The organism is Streptomyces sp. NPDC090045 (assembly GCF_044747975.1).
Lineage (GTDB): Bacteria > Actinomycetota > Actinomycetes > Streptomycetales > Streptomycetaceae > Streptomyces.
Window position 1 is genome coordinate 413964 of sequence record NZ_JBIVFA010000004.1, and the last position, 23965, is coordinate 437928.

At 72.4% G+C, this 23965-nt stretch carries 27 protein-coding genes; 19 read left to right on the forward strand and 8 right to left on the reverse strand.

What is annotated here, in order from left to right; all coding sequences use genetic code 11:
* The first annotated feature begins 67 nt into the window (after nt 1-67).
* The 7 genes from ACIPYQ_RS14130 to ACIPYQ_RS14160 all read left to right on the forward strand — a co-directional run bounded on the left by ACIPYQ_RS14130 (nt 68) and on the right by ACIPYQ_RS14160 (nt 8300).
* The gene (locus ACIPYQ_RS14130; RefSeq protein ID WP_401250236.1) at nt 68-1750 is read left to right on the forward strand and encodes an amidohydrolase; all 1683 of its coding nucleotides are present in this window, start codon (nt 68-70) and stop codon (nt 1748-1750) included.
* Between the two features lie 204 nt (nt 1751-1954).
* Nucleotides 1955-3625: an ABC transporter substrate-binding protein gene (locus ACIPYQ_RS14135; protein ID WP_401250238.1), complete on the forward strand. Its 1671-nt coding sequence runs from the start codon at nt 1955-1957 to the stop codon at nt 3623-3625.
* Nucleotides 3622-4590, forward strand: coding sequence for an ABC transporter permease (locus ACIPYQ_RS14140; protein WP_401250241.1), 969 nt, complete (start codon nt 3622-3624; stop codon nt 4588-4590). Before ACIPYQ_RS14135 ends, ACIPYQ_RS14140 begins: the two co-directional genes overlap by 4 nt.
* Nucleotides 4587-5483, forward strand: coding sequence for an ABC transporter permease (locus ACIPYQ_RS14145; protein ID WP_401250244.1), 897 nt, complete (start codon nt 4587-4589; stop codon nt 5481-5483). The genes ACIPYQ_RS14140 and ACIPYQ_RS14145 overlap by 4 nt, the downstream gene beginning before the upstream one ends.
* Entirely contained in the window at nt 5483-6484 is a 1002-nt protein-coding gene (locus ACIPYQ_RS14150) for an ABC transporter ATP-binding protein (RefSeq protein ID WP_401250246.1), read from the forward strand. Before ACIPYQ_RS14145 ends, ACIPYQ_RS14150 begins: the two co-directional genes overlap by 1 nt.
* A complete protein-coding gene (locus ACIPYQ_RS14155) occupies nt 6481-7350 on the forward strand; it encodes an ABC transporter ATP-binding protein (protein WP_401250249.1) in 870 nt (289 codons plus the stop codon). The genes ACIPYQ_RS14150 and ACIPYQ_RS14155 overlap by 4 nt, the downstream gene beginning before the upstream one ends.
* A 104-nt stretch (nt 7351-7454) precedes the next feature.
* Nucleotides 7455-8300: a class I SAM-dependent methyltransferase gene (locus ACIPYQ_RS14160; RefSeq protein WP_401250252.1), complete on the forward strand. Its 846-nt coding sequence runs from the start codon at nt 7455-7457 to the stop codon at nt 8298-8300.
* Between the two features lie 27 nt (nt 8301-8327).
* Here the strand turns inward: ACIPYQ_RS14160 and ACIPYQ_RS14165 are convergent, their stop codons facing one another.
* Nucleotides 8328-8744, reverse strand: coding sequence for a DUF805 domain-containing protein (locus ACIPYQ_RS14165; RefSeq protein ID WP_401250254.1), 417 nt, complete (start codon nt 8742-8744; stop codon nt 8328-8330).
* 104 nt (nt 8745-8848) lie between these two features.
* Nucleotides 8849-9847 (reverse strand): NAD-dependent epimerase/dehydratase family protein, encoded by a 999-nt coding sequence (locus ACIPYQ_RS14170; RefSeq protein ID WP_401250257.1) that lies wholly within the window; start codon nt 9845-9847, stop codon nt 8849-8851.
* Nucleotides 9848-10026: 179 nt separating this feature from the next.
* Between ACIPYQ_RS14170 and ACIPYQ_RS14175 the strand changes: the two genes are divergently transcribed.
* Nucleotides 10027-10494, forward strand: a complete 468-nt coding sequence (locus ACIPYQ_RS14175) for a hypothetical protein (RefSeq protein ID WP_401250260.1) — start codon at nt 10027-10029, stop codon at nt 10492-10494.
* A gap of 2 nt (nt 10495-10496) precedes the next feature.
* On the opposite strand, the gene ACIPYQ_RS14180 is transcribed toward ACIPYQ_RS14175, so the two are convergent.
* Nucleotides 10497-11138: a TetR/AcrR family transcriptional regulator gene (locus ACIPYQ_RS14180; RefSeq protein WP_401250263.1), complete on the reverse strand. Its 642-nt coding sequence runs from the start codon at nt 11136-11138 to the stop codon at nt 10497-10499.
* A 114-nt stretch (nt 11139-11252) separates the two neighbouring features.
* Here ACIPYQ_RS14180 and ACIPYQ_RS14185 point away from each other — a divergent pair, with 114 nt between their 5' ends.
* Nucleotides 11253-11681, forward strand: coding sequence for a VOC family protein (locus tag ACIPYQ_RS14185; protein ID WP_401250266.1), 429 nt, complete (start codon nt 11253-11255; stop codon nt 11679-11681).
* 4 nt (nt 11682-11685) lie between these two features.
* Here ACIPYQ_RS14185 and ACIPYQ_RS14190 read toward each other — a convergent pair whose 3' ends face one another.
* Nucleotides 11686-12192, reverse strand: coding sequence for a GNAT family N-acetyltransferase (locus tag ACIPYQ_RS14190; protein ID WP_401250269.1), 507 nt, complete (start codon nt 12190-12192; stop codon nt 11686-11688).
* Nucleotides 12193-12419: 227 nt separating this feature from the next.
* On the opposite strand from ACIPYQ_RS14190, the gene ACIPYQ_RS14195 reads away from it, so the two are divergent.
* Together ACIPYQ_RS14195 and ACIPYQ_RS14200 are read left to right on the forward strand one after the other, a co-directional pair.
* A complete protein-coding gene (locus tag ACIPYQ_RS14195) occupies nt 12420-13844 on the forward strand; it encodes an Ig-like domain-containing protein (protein WP_401250272.1) in 1425 nt (474 codons plus the stop codon).
* A gap of 39 nt (nt 13845-13883) precedes the next feature.
* Nucleotides 13884-14582, forward strand: a complete 699-nt coding sequence (locus ACIPYQ_RS14200; RefSeq protein WP_401250275.1) for an HAD family hydrolase — start codon at nt 13884-13886, stop codon at nt 14580-14582.
* Nucleotides 14583-14651: 69 nt separating this feature from the next.
* Here ACIPYQ_RS14200 and ACIPYQ_RS14205 read toward each other — a convergent pair whose 3' ends face one another.
* Together ACIPYQ_RS14205 and ACIPYQ_RS14210 are read right to left on the reverse strand one after the other, a co-directional pair.
* Entirely contained in the window at nt 14652-15203 is a 552-nt protein-coding gene (locus ACIPYQ_RS14205) for a hypothetical protein (RefSeq protein WP_401250277.1), read from the reverse strand.
* A gap of 338 nt (nt 15204-15541) precedes the next feature.
* A complete protein-coding gene (locus ACIPYQ_RS14210) occupies nt 15542-16486 on the reverse strand; it encodes a LysR family transcriptional regulator (protein WP_401250280.1) in 945 nt (314 codons plus the stop codon).
* A gap of 127 nt (nt 16487-16613) precedes the next feature.
* Here ACIPYQ_RS14210 and ACIPYQ_RS14215 point away from each other — a divergent pair, with 127 nt between their 5' ends.
* The 6 genes from ACIPYQ_RS14215 (at nt 16614) to ACIPYQ_RS14240 (ending at nt 21458) form a co-directional block, all read left to right on the forward strand.
* Nucleotides 16614-17426 (forward strand): inositol monophosphatase family protein, encoded by an 813-nt coding sequence (locus ACIPYQ_RS14215; protein WP_401250283.1) that lies wholly within the window; start codon nt 16614-16616, stop codon nt 17424-17426.
* Nucleotides 17427-17474: 48 nt separating this feature from the next.
* Nucleotides 17475-18119: an NADPH-dependent F420 reductase gene (locus tag ACIPYQ_RS14220; RefSeq protein ID WP_401250285.1), complete on the forward strand. Its 645-nt coding sequence runs from the start codon at nt 17475-17477 to the stop codon at nt 18117-18119.
* A gap of 367 nt (nt 18120-18486) precedes the next feature.
* Nucleotides 18487-18897, forward strand: a complete 411-nt coding sequence (locus ACIPYQ_RS14225; protein ID WP_401250857.1) for a VOC family protein — start codon at nt 18487-18489, stop codon at nt 18895-18897.
* A 148-nt stretch (nt 18898-19045) separates the two neighbouring features.
* On the forward strand, nt 19046-19564 hold the full coding sequence (locus ACIPYQ_RS14230; RefSeq protein ID WP_401250288.1) for a helix-turn-helix transcriptional regulator: 519 nt from the start codon (nt 19046-19048) through the stop codon (nt 19562-19564).
* Nucleotides 19564-20208: a glyoxalase gene (locus ACIPYQ_RS14235; RefSeq protein WP_401250860.1), complete on the forward strand. Its 645-nt coding sequence runs from the start codon at nt 19564-19566 to the stop codon at nt 20206-20208. The genes ACIPYQ_RS14230 and ACIPYQ_RS14235 overlap by 1 nt, the downstream gene beginning before the upstream one ends.
* A gap of 359 nt (nt 20209-20567) precedes the next feature.
* Nucleotides 20568-21458: a hypothetical protein gene (locus ACIPYQ_RS14240; RefSeq protein ID WP_401250291.1), complete on the forward strand. Its 891-nt coding sequence runs from the start codon at nt 20568-20570 to the stop codon at nt 21456-21458.
* A 376-nt stretch (nt 21459-21834) separates the two neighbouring features.
* Here the strand turns inward: ACIPYQ_RS14240 and ACIPYQ_RS14245 are convergent, their stop codons facing one another.
* Nucleotides 21835-22188 carry a PRC-barrel domain-containing protein gene (locus ACIPYQ_RS14245; protein WP_361766959.1) on the reverse strand — a complete coding sequence of 118 codons (354 nt, stop codon included), beginning with the start codon at nt 22186-22188 and terminating at the stop codon, nt 21835-21837.
* A gap of 177 nt (nt 22189-22365) precedes the next feature.
* Here ACIPYQ_RS14245 and ACIPYQ_RS14250 point away from each other — a divergent pair, with 177 nt between their 5' ends.
* On the forward strand, nt 22366-22605 hold the full coding sequence (locus tag ACIPYQ_RS14250) for a hypothetical protein (protein WP_361766962.1): 240 nt from the start codon (nt 22366-22368) through the stop codon (nt 22603-22605).
* Between the two features lie 264 nt (nt 22606-22869).
* A complete protein-coding gene (locus tag ACIPYQ_RS14255; protein WP_401250295.1) occupies nt 22870-23286 on the forward strand; it encodes a DUF5133 domain-containing protein in 417 nt (138 codons plus the stop codon).
* Between the two features lie 27 nt (nt 23287-23313).
* On the opposite strand, the gene ACIPYQ_RS14260 is transcribed toward ACIPYQ_RS14255, so the two are convergent.
* Complete coding sequence (locus ACIPYQ_RS14260) at nt 23314-23787, reverse strand: ATP-binding protein (RefSeq protein WP_401250297.1); 474 nt, start codon at nt 23785-23787, stop codon at nt 23314-23316.
* Nucleotides 23788-23965 lie beyond the last annotated feature (178 nt).

Below are 23965 nucleotides of genomic sequence, written 5' to 3' on the forward strand. Positions count from 1 at the left end.
CGCTCCCGTTCACTCCTCCTCAACAACAAGCCGTGCGGGTCCGCCCGCCGAGCCGGAGGATGCGTCGATGTCCAACAACAGGCAGCGGGCCGACACCGTATTCGTGGGCGGGAAGGTCTTCACCGCGACCGGGCCGGCCCCGGTCGACGCCGCGGTCGCCATCGGAGGCGGACGGATCCTCGCCGTCGCCGACGAAGCCGCCGTGCGCTCCTTCGCGGACGCGGACACCGAGGTCGTCGACCTCGCGGGCGGACTGCTCGTACCGGGGTTCCAGGACGCCCACGTCCACCCGGCGGTGGCCGGCGTCCAGATGCTCGGCTGCGACCTCGGCGAGGAGCGGTCCATCGAGGGATACCTGGCGGTGGTGGCCGCGTACGCCGGGGAGCACCCCGAAGCGGCCTGGATCCGTGGCGGCGGCTGGTCCATGGACGTCTTTCCCGGGGGCACGCCGACGCGCGCCATGCTCGACGCCGTGGTGCCGGACCGGCCCGTCATGCTCACCAACCGGGACGGCCACGGCGCCTGGGTCAACACCCGCGCACTCGAACTCGCGGGCGTCGACCGCACCACCCCCGACCCGGTGGACGGCCGGATCGAGCGGGACGCCGACGGACACCCGGCCGGCACCCTCCAGGAGGGCGCCATGGAGCTGGTGGCCCGCCACGTGCCCATCGCGACGCCCGACGAGGCGCACGCCGGCCTCCTCGCCGCGCAGGAGCACCTCTTCTCCCTCGGCGTGACCAGCTGGCAGGACGCCATGATCGGCGCCTTCCCCGGCAACCCCGACAACTACGGGGTCTACCTGCGGGCGGCGCGCGAGGGCTCCCTGCGCGCACGAGTCGTCGGCGCCCTGTGGTGGGACCGCGAACGCGGCCTGGAGCAGATACCCGAACTGGAGGAGCGCCGCCGCACCGGACAGGTCGGCCGGTTCAACGCCACCAGCATCAAGATCATGCAGGACGGCATCGCCGAGAACTTCACGGCCGGCCTGCTGGAGCCCTACCTCGACGGCTGCGGCTGCGCCACCGCCAACTCCGGACTGAGCTTCGTCGAACCGGAACTGCTCGCCGAAGCGGTGACCCGGCTCGACCGCTCCGGCTTTCAGGTCCACTTCCACGCACTGGGGGACCGCGCCGTGCGCGAGGTGCTCGACGCGCTCGCCGCGGCCCGGGCGGCCAACGGCGCCAACGACAACCGCCACCACCTCGCCCACCTGCAGATCGTCCACCCCGACGACATCGGGCGCTTCGCGAGCCTGGGAGCGGCCGCGAACATCCAGGCCCTGTGGGCCGCGCACGAGCCGCAGATGGACGAGCTGACGATCCCCTTCCTGGGACCCGAACGGGCCGCCCTCCAGTACCCCTTCGGGGACCTGCAGCGGGCCGGCGCCCGACTCGTCGCCGGCAGCGACTGGTCGGTGAGCAGCCCCAACCCGATGTGGGGCATCCACGTCGCCGTCAACCGAGCCGTCCCCGACGAGGCCCCCAACGCGTCCGGGACCTTCGAACCCCTGGCTCCCTTCTTCCCGGAGCAGGCACTGACCCTCTCCCAGGCACTGACCGCCTACACCGCGGGCAGCGCCTGGGCGAACCACCTCGACGAGGTCACCGGCACCGTCGAGGCGGGCAAGTACGCGGACCTCGTCGTCCTCGACCGCGATCCCTTCGCCCACCCGAGCGCGGAGATCGCCGAGACCCGGGTGCTCCGGACCTACCTCGACGGCGAACTCGTCTTCGCCGCGAAGGACTGAGCTCCGCAGCACCTGAACAGCGCGCACCTGCCCACGGAGCAGCCGCGCACCCGCGTACGTACGCACCCGCGCACCCCTGTACGTGCGCAACCGCGCACCCGCACACCGATCACGGACTGCCGGCGGACCGGGCAGTCACCGGCCGGGCCGCCACCGGCCGAGCAGCACGAACCCCACCACGCTCACCCCTCAGGGAGCCAGACGATGTCATCAGCCACATCGGGATCGCCGCACCACCGACGCAGCCGGATCCGCCACGCCCTGTCGGCAGCCCTCGTGGCCGCCGCGGTGCTCGTCACCACCGCGTGCAGCGGCACCACGGGCGGCCGGAAGGACGGATCCACCGCCTTCGAGATCACCGACGCGACGCCGGCCGCCGCCGGCACCGTGGACGCGTTCACCTGGTCGATCTTCGCGGAGCCGACCACCATCGACTACGCCCACTCGTTCGACTACCCGCCCAACCAGATCCTCGCCAACGTCTGCGAGAGCCTGCTCCGCTGGAACCCCGACCTGACGACCTCGCCGAACCTCGCGTCCTCGTACACCAACCCCACGCCCACCACCTGGGTCTACCAGATCCGCCCCGGCGTGCGGTTCCACGACGGGACCACGCTCACCGCCGACGACGTCGTGGCCTCGCTGCGCCGCAACCTCGACCCGGAGACGGCCAGCGTGTGGGCCTACCCCTTCCGGAACGTGAAGTCGGTCGACCGCACCGGGCCGATGGAGGTCACCGTCACCCTGACGCAGCCCGACTCCACCTTCAACAAGTACCTCGCCGCCAGCCCCGGCACGGTGGAGTCCGCCGCCACCCTCGCCAAGTCCGGCAAGGACTACGGCAATCCGCAGACCGGCGTGAACTGCACCGGCCCGTTCTCCTTCGCCTCCTGGACCTCCGGCCAGTCCCTCACGCTCAAGCGCTTCGACGACTACTGGAACCCCGCCCTCAAGGCCAAGTCCGGCGAGGTGAAGTTCGTCTTCCTTGCCGACGCGACGACCCGGGTCAACGCCTTCCAGAGCGGCGAGGTCGACGGCGGCTGGATGGTCCCGCCGAACGCGTACTCCCAACTGCGCGACACCCAGGCCGGATCCCTCTACTTCGGCCGCAACACCACGGTCGCCGACGAGGTGGTCGCCAACCTCAAGGGCCCGCTCGGCGACGCCCGGGTGCGCCAGGCCCTGCTGATGGCCATCGACCGCGAGGGCATCGTCAAGGCCGGCGCCGGCGGGGTCGGCCAGGTCGCCGACTCGCTCGTCACCGACAACCTCTGGGCCGACGCGCCCGCCGCGACCCGCGAAGCGCTCCTGAAGGACCTGCCGAAGTACCCGTACGACCCGGCCAAGGCCAAGGCGCTCGCCGCCGAGGCCGGAGTGAACGGCCAGAAGGTCGTGATCGCGACCAGCCCGCTGGACTCCCAGACGACCATCATCACGCAGGCCGTCGCCCAGGCCGCCACGGCCATCGGACTGAAGCCGCAGATCGACTCCGTCTCCGCGGAGAAGTACACGACGCTCTTCACCGACCCGGCCGCGCGCGAGGGCATCGACCTCTTCCTCACCTTCTGGTACACGTCCATCACCGACCCGCTGGACATGTACGGCTCCCTGCAGACCGGCGCCTTCAGCAACTACGGCAACTGGTCCGACCCCGCCTTCGACAAGGCCGTCGACACGGCGATCGCGAGCTACGACCCCGCCGAGCACACGGCCGCCAACGCCGAGGCCCAGCGGATCGCGATGCGCGAACTGCCCTGGCTGCCCCTCTACACCCAGCCCGTGAGCGTGTTCCTCGGCAAGCGCATCACCGGCGTCCAGCCGTCCATCGCCTACCTCTACTACCCGTGGGCCGCAGAGATCGGGGCGAAGGGATGACGGTCGCGGTGGCACGGGCCGGACGGGTGCTGCGCAAGCTGGCCGGCATGGCGGCGACCCTGCTCGTCACCTCCTTCCTCGTCTTCTCCTCGCTGTTCCTGGCGCCGGGGGACCCCGCCTCCTTCCTCGTGAAGGGCCGCAGCCCCAGCCCGCAGGAACTCGCCGAGATCCGCCGCCAGTACGGCTTCGACGAGCCGTTCCTGGTCCGGTACGGGAACTGGCTGGAGGGCGTCCTGCACGGGGACTTCGGCCGCTCCCACCTCTTCCACCAGGACGTCTCCTCGGTCATCTGGTCGCGGCTGCCCGCGTCCCTGCTGCTGATCGGCGTATCGGCCCTGATGATCGCGGTGGTGGGTATCGGATCCGGCATCGTGGGCGCGCTGCGCCGGGGCACGCGGACCGACCGCACCCTGATGCTCCTGGTGACCGTGGGCGCCGCCGCGCCCGCCTTCGTCGCCGCGCTCCTGCTCCGATCGGTACTGGGCGTGCAGCTGGGCTGGTTCCCCACGATCGGGAACGGCACCGGCGTCCTGGACCGCCTGCACCACGTGGTGCTCCCGGCCGCGGCCCTGTCCGTGACCTTCGTGGCGCTGGTGACCCGCGTGACCCGCTCGGCGATGCTCGACGAACTGCGCCGCGAGCACGTGGAAGTGGCGCTCAGCCGGGGGACGCCCCGCCGGACCGTCGTCCGGCGGCACGTCCTGCGCAACGCGCTGGGGCCGATCGTGACCGTCTCCGCGCTCCTGGTCTCGGGGATGCTGGTCAGCACCGCGATCGTGGAGACCGCGTTCGGGATGTCCGGAGTGGGTTCCCTGCTGGTGCAGTCGGTGGACCAGCTGGACTTCCAGGTGGTCCAGGCGATCGTTTTGCTGGTCGTGGCCGCGTTCGTCGTGGTCAACGCCCTCGTCGACCTGGTGCACCCGCTGATCGATCCGCGCATGGCCGCGGCGGGGAGCGCCCGATGACCGCACCCACCGCACCCACCGCACAGACCGCACCGACCGGCCTCCCGGGCAAGGACCGCCGACCGCTTACCCGGCTCCGGGCCCTCGGCGGCAGCCGGCTCCAGCAGGGCTGCCTGCTGCTCCTCGTCCTGTTCGTCCTGGTGGCGCTGCTGGCGCCGTGGCTCGCCCCCCAGGACCCCACCTTCGGCCGGCTCGGCGACACCCTCCTGGGCCCGAGCGCCGACCACTGGCTGGGCACCGACCAGGGCGGTCACGACACCTTCTCGGCGCTGATCGCCGGTACCCGGACCAGCCTCGCCGGACCCCTCGCGGTGGTGCTGTTCTCCACCCTCCTGGGCACGGCGGTCGGCCTGTTCACCGCCTGGCGCGGCGGATGGATCGACACCGTGACCGGCCGGGTCCTCGACGTCGTGTTCGCCTTCCCCGCGCTGCTGCTGGCGATCCTCGCGGTGGCCCTCTTCGGCAAGGGGATGACGGCTCCGGTCCTCGCCATGGCGATCGCCTACATGCCGTACACCGCCCGGCTCGTCCGCGGCCTCGCCGTCCAGGAGAAGGCCCGCCCCTACATCGCCGCCTACCGGGTCCAGGGCCACTCCGCCCTGTTCGTGACCGTCCGCAGGATGCTGCCCAACATCGCCCCGACCCTGCTCGCCCAGTCGACGGTGAACTTCGGGTACGCCCTGCTCGACCTCGCCGCCCTCTCCTTCCTGGGGCTCGGCGTACAGCCGCCGACCCCCGACTGGGGCGCCATGATCAACCAGGGTCAGGCGGCCGTGCTGCAGGGGCAGCCGCTGTCCGCGATCGCGCCGGCAGTGGCCGTCGTCCTGGTGGTCGTCGCCTTCAACGTCGTCGGGGAGAACCTCGGCGACCGGCTCGCGGGGAGGGACTCCTGATGACACTGCTCGCCTACGAAGACCTCAGCGTCTCGTTGCCCGCCATGGCCCGCCCGATCCTGGACGGCGTCACCCTGCGGGTCTCCGCCGGGGAAGTCGTCGCGCTGGTCGGCGAATCCGGCTCGGGGAAATCCGTCACCGCCCGCGCCGCCCTCGGCCTGTTCCCGGCGGGCGCCGAAGTCGGCGGCCGGGTGCGCGTCGACGGGACCGACCTGGTCGCCGCCGACGCCGCGGGCCTGCGCGACATACGGACCAACAAGGCGGCGATGATCTACCAGGATCCGCGGGCCGCCATCAACCCGGTCCGCCGCGTCGGAGACTTCCTCACCGAGCCGCTGCGCCTGGTCCACGGCTGGTCCAAGGCCCAGGCCGACGCCCGCGCGGTCGAACTCCTCGGCGCGGTCGGCCTGCCCGACCCAGCCCGGCACCTGAACCAGTACCCACACGAACTCTCCGGCGGCATGCTCCAGCGCGTCGTGATCGCCGCCGCCCTGACCGCGGAACCGCGGCTGCTGCTGTGCGACGAGCCGACCACCGCACTGGACGTCAGCACCCAGGCCGAGATCCTCGCCGTCCTGGGACGGCTCCAGCGCGAACGCGGCCTCGGCCTCCTCCTGATCACGCACGACATCGAGCTCGCCGCCGCCGTCAGCGACCGGATCTACGTGATGTACGCGGGCCGGATCGTCGAGACCGCGCCCGTGGGGGAACTCTTCGGCTCGCCCCGCCACCCCTACACCGCCGGACTGCTCGGTTCCTCACCGCCGCTCGACGGCCCGCCCGTCCGCCTCACCCCCATCCCCGGCGCCCCGATGGGCCTGCTGGAGTCCGCTCCCGGATGTGCCTTCGCGCCCCGGTGCCGCTTCGCCGAGCCCGGCCGCTGCGACCAGTCCCCGCCCCTGCTGGAACGGCACGGCCCGGCCGAGGTCGCGTGCCACCGCACGGCCGAACTGGCCGCGGCGTCCGCGCCTTCCCTCGCATCCCGCACGGAGGACCGTTGACCACCGATCCCACCGCCGCCCTCCTCGAGGTGAGCGGCCTGCGCAAGACCTACCGGACCGGCGCCGCCGAGGTCGTCGCGGTCGACGACCTGTCCTTCACCCTCAGGGCGGGCGGGGCCCTCGGCATCGTCGGCGAGTCCGGTTCCGGGAAGACCACCACGGCCCGGATGCTGATCGGCCTCGAACGCCCCGACGCTGGCCGGATCCTCGTCCAGGGCCAGCCGCTGGCCGCGTCCGTACGGGGCAGACCAGCGCGGCTGGCCCGTGCCAAGGCCGTCCAGATCGTCTTCCAGGACCCGTACCTCTCCCTCGACGCCCGGATCAGCATCGGCGCGACGATCGACGGCGTGCTCCGGCTGCACGGGAACCGCGACCGCGCGGCACGGGCCGCCCGGGTCCGGGAGCTGCTGGCCCAGGTGGGCCTCGGCGACCGGGAGGCGGCCGCCCTGCCACGCCGCCTCTCGGGCGGGCAGCGCCAACGCGCCGCGATCGCCCGGGCGCTGGCGGTCGAACCGGCCGTCCTGGTGCTCGACGAGGCGGTGTCGGCCCTGGACGTCTCCGTGCAGGCGCAGGTGCTCAACCTGCTGGCGGACATCCGGCGCGACACCGGCATCGGGCTGGTCTTCGTCAGCCACGACCTGGCCGTCGTCCGCTACGTCTGCGACGAGGCCCTCGTCATGTACCGGGGCCGGACCATGGAGCACCGACCGGTCTCCGAGCTGCTCACCTCGCCCGAGGACCCCTACACCCGGCTGTTGCTGGCGTCGGTGCCCCGGCCGGGCTGGGACCCCGACTCGATCAGCCGTCGCCGGCGCGGGCTCGACCCGTTCACGGGCGGAGTGCACCGGCCGGCGGCGGCGACGTAAGGGGCGGCCGGGGAATCCGTACGGGGGATTTCCGGCGCCGGTCGTCGCCGGGCGCCGGGTTGTGCCCCACCATCGGCGGATCGACCCCGGCCCGGGAGGACCCCATGAGCACCCCGTACGCGTCCGCCGCTCCGTACTACGCCCGCTACCGGCCCCCTTACCCGGCGGAGTTCTACGAGCTGCTCGCGGACCGGTTCGCGCTCGACGGCTCGCAGACCGTACTGGACCTGGGTGCCGGGCCGGGCCCGATCACCCTGGCCCTGGCTCCGCTGGCCGATCAGGTCTACGCCGTCGACCCGGAGCCGGCCATGCTCGCCGAGGGGTCCCGGCTCGCCGAGCAGCGGGGCCTGACGAACACCTCCTGGCTGGCGTGCGACGCCGCCGGCATCGGCCGTCTCTGCCTGCCCCGGATCGACCTGTGCGTCATCGGCCGGGCCTTCCACCTGATGGACCGGACCCGGGTGGCGGCCGAACTGGACGGCGTACTCGCGCCCCGGGGCGGGATCGTCCTCGTCGACTCCGTGGCCCGGCCGGACGTCCCGCACCCGCCCTGGGCGGCGGTCGCCGAGGAGGTGTGCGCACGATTCCTCGGATCCGGCCACGGGAGTCCGGCCGACTGGGACGACGTGGACCGGTCGGGAGAGCCGGACGCACAGGGCACGGAGGGTGCGGAGGGCACGGTGGGCGTGGAGGGCTCGGAGGACCACCTCGCCAAGTCGCCGTTCTCCCGCGTCGAGACCCTCACGTGGGACCAGCGCTTGCGCCACACCGCGGAGCAGGTGGCCGGCCTCATGCTCTCCCGCCCCTCCTCCGCTCCGGCCCTGCTCGGCGACCGCAGGGCCGCCTTCGAGTCCGAGCTGCGGCAGGCCCTGCTGGACCACGACCCCGGCGGCGCCTACGTCCGGACCGTCCGGGTCCGGGCCGTCATCGCCACGAGGCCACGGCCGTGACCGCGGCCGCAGCCGCGGCCGCGCCGGTCAGAGCGCCGGCAGGGGGTCGGCGGTGCCGGGGTACGGGCCGTAGGACTCGTCGGTCGAGCTCTTGCTCGCCAGCAGGACCAGCAGCCAGATGTAGCCGATGAGCGGGAGGAGGGCGATGAGGACCATCCAGCCCGACCGGCCGGTGTCGTGCAGGCGGCGCACGGTGACGGCGAGGGAGGGCAGGAGCACGGCCGCCCCGTAGACCGTTTCCGGTATCGAGGTGCCGAGGGCGTCGCCCAGCACGATGAGGGCGATGACGAGCGCGGTGTCGATCAGCCAGAACATCCAGAACTCGCGGCGCGTGGCCCTGCCGCCGAAGACGGCGTACTTCTTGAGGACATCGGTGTAGTAGTGCATGGGTCCCCCGGGGAGCAGAACGAAAGGGCGGGCCTCGTCCAGAGCGGAACCGGCCAAGTCCTCGGACGTTAGGTCGAAGAACGCTCCCCGTCAAGCAGGGTTTCCGCGGCATCGCTCCAGGTCAGCCTGCCTTCCGGCCATCGTCGGCCCCGCCGGCCGCCTCAGCCGTCGAGGCCGGGGAGCGCGTCGAGCAGTTCGCGCTCGCGGGCCGTGCTCAGGCCCGCCCGGCGGGAGCGCTCCAGTCCCTCGGCGCGTTCCCACCGCAGGAGGGCCTCCAGCATCTCCGCGCGCGGGCGGTGGCGCAGCCCGGCCGCGCCCGCCGCGGCCCCGCTGCGTGCCGAGAAGCCCGCCCACTGCGGATCCGCCATCCACATGGCCATCGACTCGGGACCCATGAACTGCCCGACCCCCTGGTCGAGGAGCCACTGCGGGTCCGCCGTCGCCACCGGTCCGGTGTGGCCGGCCACGCGCCGCGACAGGCCGACCCACTCGTCGAAGGGGACGACGGGTCCGACGGCGTCGAAGGTCCCGGTCGAGCCCTGCTGTGCGAGGTCCAGCAACCAGCCGGCGAGGTCGCGCACGTCGACCGCCTGGGTCGGCGGTCCGGGGGAGCGGGGCACCAGCATGGGCTGGTCCACCTCGCGGGCGGAGCGGGCCACCCAGTAGCCCGAACGCCCGCTCTGGTCGCCGGGTCCGCCGATCAGACCGGCCCGGGCGATGACGAGCCGGTCTCCGACCGCCGCGCGCGAAGCCGCTTCGCACGCGACCTTGGCCTCGCCGTACTCGTCCCGCTCGACGTACTCGCCCCGGGTCGGCGTCAGCAGCGCGGCCGACTCGTCGGCGCCGACCGTGCCCTGGTCGGCGTAGGCGCTGACGGAGGAGACGTACGTCCAGTGCCGGGCCCGCCCCGCCAGGGCGCGGAGCGCGCCGCGGACGAAGGCCGGCTGCCACGACACCTCGATCACGGCGTCCCAGTCGCGGCCGAGGAGTCCGGCGTAGGCGGAGTCCTGCTTCCGGTCCGCCGCGACCAGCCGTGCGCCGGGGGCGACGGCCCCGCTCTCGCCGCGCGCCAGGCACGTCACCTCGTGCCCGCGCCCCAGCGCCTCCCGGGTGATCTCACGGCCCAGCCACGCGGTCCCGCCCAGTATCAAGAGATCCATTCGCCCACTTCAGCACATCGGGAGCGCCGTGTGGCCCGGGGTTCGCGTTCGGCGAAGGAGGGCGCGCGCGGTACGGATCCGGCCAGGCCGGACCGGCGCCGTTGACCGCGTGGCAGGGGCATGGAAATCTCAACGCGCGATCCTGGCAGGGGATTTCCGGTACGGCGGGAGGGGCGGACATGGCGGTACGTTCACTCGGGCTTTCGGCGGTCGCGCTGATCGCGGCAGGGGCCCTGCTGGGGGTCGGCGCAGCGGTGCCGGCGCAGGCGGCGGGAGCCGCCGCCCACCCGGTGACCGCGGTCGCCCCCGTCGTCGCGAGCGATCCGACCCCCGAGGAACAGGAGCGGCTGCGGGAGATCGCCGGCTCCATCTGGACCCCGGAGCTGGCCGCCGGCTGGAACATGAACGCCGATGTGGCGGACGTCCTGTCGGAGGTGACCGGCGGCATCCTGAAGTGCTCCGAGGCCTTCGCCCTCGTCCCCAGGCCCCCGGGCTTCGTACCCGGGCTCGGCTACCTGCGCCAGTACTGGAAGCAGATCAGGGACTACTTCCTCGTGGTCCGGGAGAACCGCACCTACCGCGCCTGCGTGGTGTCCGCGGCGGCCCACTACCGGTCGATCATCGAGATGGCCTCGGCCGGGGTCTGAGGTCACGCCGGCAGGGGCGCGGGTCCGTCCCCGAGGGCGGCGGCGAGGAGATCGAAGACGTGCGCCGCCTCCGGGGTGAGGGCGGCGGTGATCCGGTCGTTCGAGTGCCCCGCCAGGGTGAGCTCCTGGATGCGCCGGAACAGCAGGCGATGCGCCGCGGCGAGGAGGGCGGCCGCAGCCCGGGGGGCGATGTCCGGGGCCGTGCCGGGAACGAGTGCGGCCAGGGCCTCCGCGAGGGCCTCTTCGCGCTGCTCGTGGAGTTCGCGCAGCCGGGCGGTGAGCGTGGGGCTCTCCGCGATCATGCGGGCGAACTCGGGACCGGCGAAGCCGGCGACGGGGTCGTGGCCTTCCAGTGCCGTGTGGAACTCCCGCCGCAGGGCCGCCACGACGGGCTCGCCCTCGGCACGCGCCGCGACGGCCCGGGCCAGGCTCTGGGTGAACTCCTCGTGGTGATCGAGGGCCATGTCCTCCTTGCGCGCGAAGTAGTTGGTGACCGTCTTCTTGGCGACGCGGGCCGCGGTGGCGATCTCGGCGATGGTCGTCGGCTCGAAGCCCTGCTCGATGAAGAGCCGGGTGGCGTGGTCGGAGATCAGCTGTCGCGTCTCCTGCTTCTTGGACTCTCGGAGCCCCGTCTCGGTACCCATGCGGAAATATTACACCGGACGTAAAAATAGCCTTGACCGAGCGAGGGGGCTCTGGCTAATGTTACGTCCGTCGTAAAAATCGCCTGGGTAAAAGATCGCTCTCGAGGAGCCGCCGTGAACGTCACCACCTCCACCCTCTCCCTGACCGTCGCCGACGTGGACGCCTCCCGCGAGTTCCTCTGCACCCACCTCGGCTACCAAGTGGCCGTCGCCGCCGACGGCTTCGCCTCCCTGACCCGCGGCGACGCCGCCGTGGACGTCGTCCTGCTCCGCCTGGGCACCGAGGTACTCCCGGCCGACCAGCGCGACCGGCGGGCCGGCGGCCTGATCCTCGCGCTCACGGTCGACGACCTCGAGGCCGAGGAGGCGCGGCTGCGAGAAGCGGGTGCGCCCATCACCATGCCGCTGCGCGAAGAGCCCTGGGGCGAGCGCCTCTTCCAGATGACCGATCCGAACGGAGTCGTCGTCCAGCTCGTCGAGTGGAACACCGGCACCCCCGCCGACCCCGCGACCCCCGCTGCCCCCGCCGACCCCGCGCCGTAGGCCGTCAGAGGTCGCGTCGCATGCAGACGCGGGGCCACCGGTCCAGGCCGTGCTCCGACTCGCGGGCGCGGATCTCCCGCAGGCCCGCAGCGAGCCCGCCGTCGTCCAGCGGCCGGAAACCGCAGCGCGCGTAGTACGGGGCGTTCCACGGCACTTCGGTGAAGGTGGTGAGCGTCAGGGCGGGCACCCCTTCGCGCGCGGCGAGCCCGGCCAGGTGCTCCAGCAGGGACCGGCCGATTCCGCGGCGCGCGTGGTCCGGGTGCACGGACACCTGCTCGACGTGGAGGTTGCCGTCGACGCGATCGGCGATCAGGTACGCGACCGGGGCATCGGCCGCGTCGACCGACACCCAGGCCATCCCGGCCCGCTGGTAGCGGCCGAGCTCGCCGAGCGTCAACGGCTCGTCGTCGGCGATCTCCGGCATGCCGATGTCCCGGAAGCAGATCCCGGCGGCCCTCTCGATGTCCTGGAGGGCGGTCAGTTCGTTCACGTGTGCTGTGCGAATGGGCATGGGCGCATTGTCGGTGGGCGGGGCGTCCGAAGGCACCTGGGTATCGACGCCTCGAAGCTGCGCCCGTAACGGGTCGGCCCGGCCGGGCGGTTGTGCTCCGTCCGAGTTCTCTTCGGGTCCTGTTCGGTCCCAGAGCCGAGTCCATGATCATCATTTTGGCTCTCCATCGGTTTGATACGGCTATGCCACGAATGCGACGGACACAACCGACCAGGGCCTGGGGTGCCGTGGCTGCGGTGACGGGGGCCATGCTGGTCGTCGCCGCAGCGCCGGGCCGGGCGCCCGATGCGGACACGACGGAGCGGACCCTCGGCGGTCCGCCGCGGGAAGCGGCGGTCACGCTGCTGGTCGGGAGGGTGCTGGAAGAGGGGCACGAGGAGGGTCGCGAGGAGGGCGGGGAACGGTGCGCGGTCCGCATGTTCCGGCCCGGACTGTGCAGCGGCTGGCAGGAGCAGCGGGTGCTCGCCACCGCGCGCGGAGTGGGGTCCGTACTGAAGGAGCCCGCCCTGCGCGTGGGCGACGCGACGCGCGCCGCCCGGCAGGAGGTGCTCCCCACGGACGCGGGCGGGCCGCTCGAAATCTCCCTCGCCGATGCCGGCCGCCTCACCGACGTCATGGTGCAGGACGGGCACGGCCGCCGTCTGGCCGGAGAGCTCGGCCCGCACGGCGAGCGCTGGCTGAACACCGAGCCGCTGCGCGCGGGGGAGACCTACACCGTGCAGGTCGGCGCCCAGGACGCGGGCGGCGCCCCGGTCGGCGTGACCATGGCCTTCCGGACCGCGCCGCCGGCGGACGGGGGCAGGCTGACGGCCGAGTTCGGCCCCGGCCCCGGCACGTACGGGGCCGGCGAGATCGTCACCGCCTCCCTCAGCAGGCCGGTGCCCGCCGACGACCTCCCGGCCCGCGCCCGCCTGGAGCAGTCGCTGCAGGTGACCTCGGAGCCCCACGTCGAGGGCGCCTGGCACTGGGTCGACGACTCGACCCTGCACTACCGGCCGCGTACGTACTGGCCCGCGCACACCGTGGTCCGCGTGCGCAGCGGTCTCGACGGGGTCGAGGTCGGGGACCACCGCTACGGAGGCCCTTCCGAGGACCTGCAGTTCACCATCGCGGACCGGATCGAGGCCGTCACCGACTCCGCCACCCACCGGATGACCGTACGCCGCAACGGACGGGTCATCAGGACCATCCCGGTGACCACCGGCAAGGCGGGCTTCCGGACCCGCAGCGGCATCAAGGTCGTCCTGCGCAAGGAGCCCAAGGTCCGGATGCGCGGGGACACCGTCGGCATCCAGCGCGGTACCAAGGAGTTCTACGACCTGCCCGTCCTCTACGCGACGCGCGTGACCTGGAGCGGCGAGTACATCCACGCCGCGCCCTGGTCGGTCGAGGCGCAGGGAGAGGAGAACGTCAGCCACGGCTGCACGGGCATGAGCACCGAGGACGCCGCCTGGTTCTTCGACACGGTCCGCGAAGGAGACATCGTGGAGGTGGTCAACAGCGGCGGAGCGAAGATGGCCCCCTTCGACAACGGCTTCGGCGACTGGAACATGGACTGGCGGACCTGGCTGGCGGGCAGCGCCCTCGCGGACGCGCAGGCAGACCCGCACGGTTCACCGCCCTCCCCGTCCCGGCTGCACCCGACGACCTGACCGCGCCCACCTGACCCGCCCCTGCCCTACGATCACCACATGATCAAAGGAGTGATGTTTGACTTCTCCGGCACACTGCTGCGCATCGAGTCGACCGAGGAGTGGCTCGCCGCCGCCCTCGCGGCGACCGGTACACCGCTGACGGACGAGGAGTTCGGCGAGACGGTGCGGCGGCTGACGGAGTACGGCGCACTGCCGGGCGGGCCGGCGCCCCTGCAGGTGCCCGCACACCTCGAAACCCTCTGGCGCGAGCGGGACGTGAGCGCCGAACAGCACCGCGCCGCCTACGGCGGACTGGCCGAGGCGGCCGGTCTGCCGGCGCCGGAGCTGCTGCAGGCGCTCTACGACCGCCACATGAGCCCCGCCGCCTGGCGGCCCTACCCGGACACCGGGCCGACCCTGCGCGAACTGCGGCGACGGGGGCTGCCGGTGGCCGTGGTCAGCAACATCGGCTGGGACCTCCGCCCGGTCTTCCGCGCACACGGACTGGACGAACTGGTCGACGCCTACGTGCTCTCCTTCGAGCTCGGCACGCAGAAGCCCGACCCGGAGATCTTCCGGGTCGCCTGCGACCGGCTCGGACTGGCACCCGCCGACGTACTCATGGTCGGCGACGACCGCAACGCGGACGGCGGCGCGCGGGCACTCGGCTGCGCGGTGCACTTCGTGGACCACCTGCCGGTCGACCAGCGCCCCGCAGGACTGCAGCCGGTCCTGGACCTGCTCGGGACCCCCTGACCGGAGGCCGGGGGCCGGGGAAGCGTACGCGAAGGCGATCGAGGGCATCGGCCGGACGCATCGGCCGTATCAGCCGCTTCCCCGGCCCCGCCCGGCCCCGCCGTCGTCGTCGTCCACGTTCCACTCCCGCGGCAGCGTCCCGTCGCAGAACACGCAGACGAAGTCCTCCTCCCGCACGATGTTCAGCTCCCGGCAGGAGGGGCACCGACGGAACACCACCTCGTGGGTGAACCCGTGCGGGTGCCCGATCCCGGCCGCGTCCAGCGCGTCCGCGACGGCCGTCCACGAACCGGCGTCCGGGCAGTAGCCCGTGGACTGGTTGCTGACCTCCCGGACCACCCACCGGCCGGACTCCCGGCGGAAGCCGATCTCACCGGCGCCCAGGACCGGTCCACCACCGGCGCACGCCACGTGCTCACTGCGGCGCGGCGCCAGGCGCAGGACACCGGCGGTGTCGACGACGAAGGAGAAGGGCTCGGCCAGGTCCTCCGGCGCCAGCACCGACACCCAGGCGTCGAAGTCCGCCGCCGAGCCGACCCGCCGTCCCTCACTCTCCGGCCGCACCAGCGCCCGCAGGTCAACGGGCCCCACATACCGATACCTTCGCCCCCGCACGTCCATGACCGTCAGCCTAAACCGGCCCGCAGAACGCCCCCTCGGGGCCATGACCTGGACCGACAAGCAAAGGGGTCGCGGCGCGGACGGTGGAGCGCACTGCTTACGACCGCCGGGAGGTCGCCCGCCCCCTGGGCCCGGACGTGACTCTCGTCGGCGTCACCGCCCCCTCGAACCGTCAGAAGAGCGACCAGGATCCGGCGACCTGGATGCCGGCTCCGGCGGTGCACGCCGGTACGTCGGTGAGTGGGTGGCCATCAAGCACCGGTGGGGTCGGGCGGTGGAACAGGTCGCACGCGAGAGCGGGAGTCGGCTGCCGCAGGCTCTTTCCCCGGGGGTGTGCGTCACTGCCTGGTCTGGTTGGTGAGGGGCTGTTGGGAGGTGGTCGGTGGTGTGAACAGTGACTGGACGGTTTCGGTGGCCAGGTCTCGCAGCCAGGTGTGGGCGCGGTCGTCGTCGTAGCGCTGGTGCCACAGCAGGTACAGGGGGACGTCGGGCAGTGGGAGCGGCGGCGGCAGTGTGGCGAGGCCGAGTTGTTCCCGGGCCGTGCGGGTGACCGCGTCGGGGAGGGTGACGACCAGGTCGGTTTCGAGGGCGAGTTGCAGTGCGAAGGCGGCGGTGGGCCCGGCAGCGACGACGCGTCGTTCGAGGCCGCGTGCGGTCAGGGCGTCGTCGATCGGGTCGCGCAGGCGGCCGCGCCGCGAAACGGTGAGGTGTTCGGCGGCTGCGTAGCGCTCGAGGCTCGGCGGGCCTTCGGTGAGCGGGTGGCCGGGCCGGACGGCGACGACCAGCCGGTCCGTGCCGAGGAGGCGGTGGCGGATGTCGGGGAGCGTCGGAGTGCCGGAGCTCGATTCGAGGTCGACCTCACCCCGGCGCAGCTCGGCGTCGTCCGTCCCGGGTTCGGCGGACAGGCGCAGCCGGATGCCGGGGGCCTGATGGCGGACGGCCGTGGTCAAGGCGGTGCCGCAGGCGGCGGTTAGGGCGTCGTGCCAGCGCACGGTGAACACCCGGTCCAGGGCCGCCAGGTCGACTTCCTGCTGCGCGGACAGAAGTTGGTGGGCCTGCTGCACGAGGGCGTGGACCTGGGCGCGCATGGCCAGCGCGCGGGAGGTGGGCACCATGCTGCGGCCGGTGCGGACCAGGATCTGGTCACCGGTGGCCTTGCGGATGCGGCCCAGGGAGCGGCTCATCGCCGGCGAGGTGACGTGGAGGCGTGCTGCCGCGCCGGCGACGCTGCCCTCTTCCAGCAGGGCGTCCAGCGCCGTGAGCAGGTTCAGATCCAGTTGCATGGCAGTAACTCTACAAGTGACAAGCATGCACTTGTTGTTAATGATCGGGCGCCCTACCTTCGAAGTGCGGGGGCGAGACAACCGCCCCCGCTTCACCCCTCTTCCACCGATCCCCAGGGAGCCCGCCATGAGCACAGCCATGCCTTTCGACGCCGACGCCACGTTCCTGGCCGACGTGACCGCCGCGGTGAAGGCCGCCGGCCTCACACTGCGCGACCGCTACACCCCGCACGCCCGGGGCGTGAGCCTGGACGAGATCGTCGGCGAGATCCACGCCAACGACGACGCGGTACTGGACGTGCTGCGGGAACCGCTGTTGCGGGCCCGGCCGGGGTCGCAGTGGGCCGAGGACGAGCTGGCCGGCGGCGCGCTCCCGGCCGGGGAGTGGTGGGTCGTCGACCCTGCCGAGGGCAACATCAACCACGTCCACGGCATGGAGGACTGGGCCGTCACCGCCACCCTGGTCCGCGACAACCAGCCGGTCCTCACCGTCGTCCACCTGCCGCTGACGGGCGACACGTACACCGCCGTCGCCGGCGGCGGTGCCCGCCTCAACGACCGTCCCCTGAAGGTGTCCGCCAAGACCGACCTGGGCGCCGCGCTCATCGGCACCGGTCAGGCCAAGCCCGGCGAGGACGAGCGCACGTTCCGGCGGATCGGTGACTCCGTCACCGCCATGCTCGTCAACGGCCTGGTCGTGCGCGTGTCCGTGCCCGCCACGATGCAGCTCATCCACGTCGCCGCCGGACGCATGGACGCGTTCTGGCAGTTCTCCGACGTCCGCTCCGGCCTGGTCGCCGGCGCCCTACTGGTCTCCGAGGCCGGAGGCACCGTCACCGACCTGGCGGGAGAACCCTGGAACACCGGCAGCCGCGACTTCCTGGCCGCCGCCCCCGGCATCCACGCCGCCGCCCTCAAGGTCCTCTCGCCGATCGCCTGACCGGACGTCTCCGCTCATCCCACCCGATACCGCAAGGAGCACCACCTCATGACCAGCATCGGCATCCTGGGCACCGGCCGCGTAGGTACCAACCTCGCCCGCAAGCTCGCCGCAGCCGGACACCACGTCACCCTCGGCGTCCGGAGCCCCGAAGACACGGCCGCCCGCACCGCCGGGCTCGCCCCGCGGATCGCCTTCGCCGACCAGCGCACCACCGCCCGCACCACGGACACCGTCATCAACGCCACGCCCGGTGACAGCTCCCTGGAGCGCCTCACCGACCTGCGCGCCGAACTCGCCGGAAAGATCCTCATCGATGTCTCCAACGCGACCCGTGACGCCCCTGACGGACTGCCGGGCGACCTGTGCTATCCCGGAAGCAGCCTCGCCGAGCAGCTCCAGGCCGCCCTCCCCGACACCCCCGTGGTCAAGACCCTCAACACCATGCTGTTCATGGTCATGACCGCACCCGACACCCTGGCCGTCCCGCCGACCGTCTACGTCTCGGGCAACGACGAGGGCGCGAAGAAGACCGTCACCGGCCTGCTCGGAGACCTGGGCTGGCAGCCCGAACGGATCGAGGACCTCGGCGACATCACCACGGCCCGCGCCACCGAGGCCATGATCCTGGTCGTGCCCCACATCCTGCGCCGCCACGGCTTCAAGCCCTTCGCCGTCTCCCTCGCCCGCTGACCCACCAAGGTTCGCAGCAGCCGCCGGACCCGCCGGAGCCGTCCCATCCAGCCCCGCCGCCCGAGCCCCCGGCGCCCGCTCGCTGGAGGGCCGCGCGCAGACGCAAGCCGCCTCACAGGCGGCCGTGCTGCCCGAGGGTGTGCCTGCGATGCCGGAGGGCTTGGTGCGCGACGCGAACCTGGGGCCTGCGGAGTGGCCGGACATCGCGGCCGCTATGGGCAGCCTCGATGCCGCCGGTGTCGACGTCGCCCGGATGCTGACCGACGCCCACCAGGGGTCGGCATGGGACCAGGCCGTCGCCGCCGTGTTCCGGATCGATCAGGAATCGAGAAGCGCGGTTCACGGAGCCGCCTCTAGCCTGTTCACCATGGACATCACCATTCACACGACTTCCCTTCCGCACGACGACCCGGACGCGTCGCTCGCCTTCTACCGTGACGTCCTCGGCTTCGAGGTCCGCGGCGACGTCGGGCAGGGCAGGATGCGCTGGATCACGGTCGGCCCGGCCGGTCAGCCGGGCACGTCGATACTTCTGGCGCCGGCTGCCGCCGATCCAGGCGTCACGGAGGACGAGCGCCGCACGATCACCGAGATGATGGCCAAGGGCACCTACGGCTGGATCCTGTTGGCCACCCCGGACCTCAACGCCACGTTCGAGAAGGTGCAGGCCGGTGACACTGAGGTCGTCCAGGAGCCGACCGAGCAGCCGTACGGTGTCCGCGACTGCGCGTTCCGCGACCCCGCGGGCAACCTGATCCGCATTCAGGAGCTGCGCTGAGCTGTGCGGTCGACATCGCGACCACCCATGAGGAGCGCGGCGACGCACCAGAGCACAAGTGCCTGCCTGCCGGTCGCCCGCCCGCCCGGGCCGCGTCCGGGTCCTCGTCGATGGAAACGGAAGATGAAAGACGAAGGGGAGGGTTCTCATGTGCAAGCCTGAATGGCGGCGTGCACGCGTCCAGGCGCAGCGCCTGGCCGATCTAGCACGGCTGCGCCGCGTCCGCGACCGGATCGACAGGGAATACGCGCAGCCGCTGAACGTGGAGGCGCTCGCCCATGATGTGAACATGTCCGCCGGGCACCTGAGTCGGCAGTTCCGGGCCGCCTACGGTGAGTCGCCGTACGCGTACCTGATGACGCGTCGCATCGAGCGGGCGACGGCGCTGCTGCGGCGGGGCGACCTCAGCGTCACCGAGGTCTGCTTCGCGGTCGGCTGCGCGTCGCTGGGAACGTTCACCACCCGCTTCACCGAGCTGGTCGGCATGCCGCCCGGGGCCTTCCGGCGCCAGGCGGACGCAGCGGCCGACGCTGCCCATGCTGCGGGTACGGCCCGCGATGCGGGGTCGGCGCCCAAGGTGGAGGGGATGCCGGCGTGTGTGGCGAAGCAAGTCTCAAGACCGGTCAGGAATCGAGAAGCCCCGGCCGTCGCACAGCCCCTAGCGTGATGGTCATGGCAAACACCACCTCCACCGCAGCCCACACCTCCCTCGCGTCCGTCACCCTCGAGGTGGCCGACCCCGCGGCCGCCCGCCGCTTCTACAGCGCCTTCGGCGTGGACACGTACATAAGCCTGCGGGCGTCCGAAGCGCACTCCACCGGATTCCGCGGCTTCACCCTGGCGCTCACGGTGTCCGGGCCGGCCACCGTCGACGGCTTCGTCGGCGCCGCCGTGGACGCCGGCGCCACGGTCCTGAAGCCCGCCACGAAGTCGCTGTGGGGCTACGGCGGCGTCGTCCAGGCCCCGGACGGGACGATCTGGAAGATCGCGACCTCGGAGAAGAAGGACACCGGCCCCGCCACCCGCGAGATCGACGAGGTCGTCCTGCTGATCGGCGTCGAGGACGTGAAGGCCACCAAGCAGTTCTACGTCGCCCGGGGCCTGACCGTGGCCAAGAGCTTCGGCGGCAAGTACGCCGAGTTCGCCCCCGGTCAGTCCAGCCCCGTCAAGCTGGCGCTGTACAAGCGCCGCGCCCTGGCCAAGGACCTCGGCGTCCCGGCCGACGGCACCGGCTCGCACCGCATCGTCCTCGGCAGCACCGCCCACACCTTCACCGACCCGGACGGGTTCGCCTGGGAGGCTGCCGCGTAGCTCGCCCCCAGGCTCCAAAAGAACTCGAAGAAGCCCGTCAGGCCGCAGTCCGGCCCACACCTGGGCTGCGCCCCCGAAACCCATCACGGCCCGCATCGAGCGATCGAGAGAGCAGGTGCCTGCTCTCTGCGGTCTGCATCCTGCGGCAGCAGGACCTGAGGCAAGATCAGGTGGTCGTTCTGTGCGCGAGGGGGAAACTGATGAGGCGTCTGATACCGCTGGCCGCTGCAGTGCTGGTACTGGGGGCGGTCGGCTGCGAAAGCACGTCGGCCACTAATGGCTCCGGGGCGGCCACCGCTAGGGGAGGCAAGGGCCCGTCGGCCGCTGTGAAGCCGCTGACCGCGGACGATGCCCGCCGTGTGGCCGGGGAAGTCGACAAGCGGGCCGAGCAAGAGAGCCAAGACCCGGAGGTGATCAAGGGGTACGCCGACGGGCCGTGGCTGGACCGACTGCTCGCCGCCGCCGAGAACGGCAGGAAGTACGGGACCAGCACGCCGCCCGGGCCCACCAACTCACCCGAGGTCGCACCCGCTGTCCATGCCTGGGCGGGCGCCGGTACGGGTGCCGGCGAGCGGTGGATCCTGGCCGCGAGCGAGGTGAGCAGCCACTCGGTCGGTGCCTCGCAGAACTCGGCCGAGCTGCGCTGGTCCCTCCACCACGAGGGCAAGGACGGCACGTGGCGTGCGGCCTTCAGGGCCTACGCGCCGACCGTCAGCGCACTGCCCGCGCCCGCAGTCGGACCCGACGGCCAAGGCGTCACCGGCGGTGACACCTCGAAGCTGGCCGCGGATCCGGCCGAGGTCTGCGGCCGTTACCACGACTACCGGAACGGCAAGGACGGTACGGACGCCTCGGACACGGGATGGGACGCGGACATCGACGCGGCGCGTGTGACGAGGGCCGAGGGACTCAAGGGGCTGCCCGAGCGGCTCGACAACCCGAAGTCCCTCACGACGCAGCAGGAGCCCACCCGCACTCCGTACGGGCCCCTGTGGCGGACCGTGGACGGGGGTGCGCTGGTGGCGTGCCTGTCGGTGAATACGCTCACCGTCGACATGGGACCCGGCCGGTACCAGACGTTCACCTCCAGCGGATGGTCCGGGACGACCGGCATCCGCTGGAACAAGTACACCCAGACCCAGCTGGGCATGACGATGCTCAAGATCCCTGCCGGGCCGGGTGAGGTGTCCATCGGCGCCGAGGCGTCCTGGCCCTACACGTTCGACGGCACCCGCTACGACGGCAGCTGAGCTGAGCCAGGGACCCCTCGGTTCGCTCGCGCGCTGACCAGGCGGCGGAAAGTCCGGCACGACCCTGGCCCGCCCAACCGCGCTGGTGGTCTGAGGGGGGAGAGGGAGTCCGTCGCCGCGGCGTTCCTCAACCACCCGGACTTCTGCGCCACCACCCGACTTGCCACGCGAGGACACCAGCACCGTCCCGACCCGCAGCGGCATCCACCGCCCTGGTCCTCGGCATCGGCCGCAACGGCCCGGCCGGGAGCCTGCCACCCCGGCGGCTCCCGACCGGCTCCCGGCCCCACGGCGGCGGCGAGCCGCACGGGGAGACGGTCACCGGCACCTACGCCGAACCGCCCCGGACCCGGACCCGCACTCCCCGTAGGGGTGCTCAGGAGTGGGACTGGCTGTAGTGCCGGGCGAACTGCTCCAGGTAGCTCGCCTCGCCCCGGTACTTCATCTCGTCGTACTCGGGGGCGTCCTTGATCTGCTCCTTGGTCCGGTTGACATAGACCGTCTTCTCCGCCGTGTCGATGCGCTGGATCGTGCCGGCCGGGAGCAGTACGTGCTTGCCGAAGATCCAGACACCCGTGTCGACGACGAGATGGGAGGCGCCGACGGCATCGGAGTGCTTGTCGATCTTTCCGATGCTGCCGTCGGTGGCCTCGACCTTGTAACCGACGAGCTCGAGGCCCGGCTGGTGTCCAGCGGTCGGGTGGTAGCCCCAGATCTCTTCCTCGGTCATGGTTCGTGCCTCTCCGTGCAGGGTGCCCGCCCAGGACGGGCAGGGGTCAGTGTCTCCCCGGCGCCTCCCCGGATACGTCCGGCTCATGCATGGGGAGGCGCCCGGCCTCCGGCCGTGCGTTTCCGGTACCACTGTGCGGGCAGGCGCCGGGGCGGAACCGGAAGGAAGGGGTGTGTCATGGACGAGCAAGGCGGCGCGGGAGGCGTACCTCTGCACGGCCACGACGGCGAAGCCCGGCGTCCCGCACCACGCGTCAGGCCGCGGACGGGCACCCGGAGCCGGGGCGAGGGCCCGGCCGGACCGGAGCCCGGGACCACGCGAGCCGCGGACACGGACGAGGCGAGCCGCCTCGACCGGCCGGTCGGCCCGACCGGCGCCGACGAACGGCCGGCCCGCTGGAAGGGGCCCGCCGACTGACGCGGCCTTCACGGAGAGACGGAGAAACCCTGCGGCAGCGGTGGAAGCTTTGCCTGCGGCAGGTGCACGCGGAGTACGCGAGGGTAAACCCTTCATGACTCCGTTATGACCCCCGTCTGCCTTCGGTTGAAGGGATGATCCTGCATGGTTCCTCGTATTCGTCATTCCTCGGCCGAAAATCCCTCCGATGTTGCTGATGGGGCGACGTCGGGCGGTCGGCGTGCGGTCGGCGATCCGGCGGTGGCTCGGGCCGTGGGGATGATCATGGCCATGACGCCGTGCTCGGCGCGTGACGCCCGTGTCGTCCTCGCCTCGGCGGCCGCGGCCGCGCACGTCACGGCCGCCGAACTGGCCGCGGCCGTCGTCTCCGTACCGCAGGGGGTGGCGCTGCCCGCCCCTGTGGAAAGGGCTCTGCGGAACGCGGTGGAATCCGCCCGCAGCCCGGTGGGCCCCGGGCCCGCGGCGGCCGCGCCGGTGGCCATGCGTGCGAACCGGGCCCTGACCGAGAAGGTCCTCGCCCGGTTCCGTGCCTGTCGGGCCAGACTGGGCGCGGAGCCCGGGAGCGAGGAAGCGCGCCGGGAGATGGACGACGTGACGTACACCCTCTGCGTGCTGATGGGCCGGCTCCGCGCGCACGACGCCGTCACGGCCGCCCAGGACCGCCTCGACCTGTCCGCATAGCGCTCCTCGGAGGGGGTGCCCAGGCTGTCAGGGCGGGGGAACCTCCAGCCATACGGTCTTCCCGGCGGCGGCGGGCCGCCACCCCCAGCTCCGGGACAGGCGGTCCAGCACCATCAGCCCGTGGCCGCCCGGGAGGGCCGGATCGCGGGGAGGCCGGAGCACCGGTCGGTCGGGGCTGTCGTCGCTGACCTCGATCAGCAGCCCCTCGGCACCGTGCCGCAGAACCAGCTCGCTGGGGCCGCCCGCGTGCAAGCAGGCATTGGCGACCAGCTCCGAGACCATGAGCAGCACGTCCTCCACCCGTTCCCGGCGCCGCGCCCGCTCGTCGTCGCTCTCCCGCTGCGCCTGAACGGGCGACGGAACGCCGCCGGGCGGCCCGTCGCCGGCCGGGATCCACTGCCAGTCCGCGAGCGCCTCCCGGGTGAAGTCCCGGCACCGCGTGACCGCACCGGCCCGGCCGCGCAGCAGCAGCCGACGCGTCTGGTGCTGCGCTCTGGTCATGCACGGCTGCTGCCCACTGCGCCGGTCGTCATGCCTGCGCAGCGGGGTACGCGCGTGGGGTACGGCAGTCGGGTACGGGCAGTGGGGTACGGCAGTGGGGTAGGGCGGGCGAAAGACGGGTCGGCGGCGAGTTGGCAGCGGGCGAAAGGGTATAAATCGGTGTGAAGCCGACTGCATG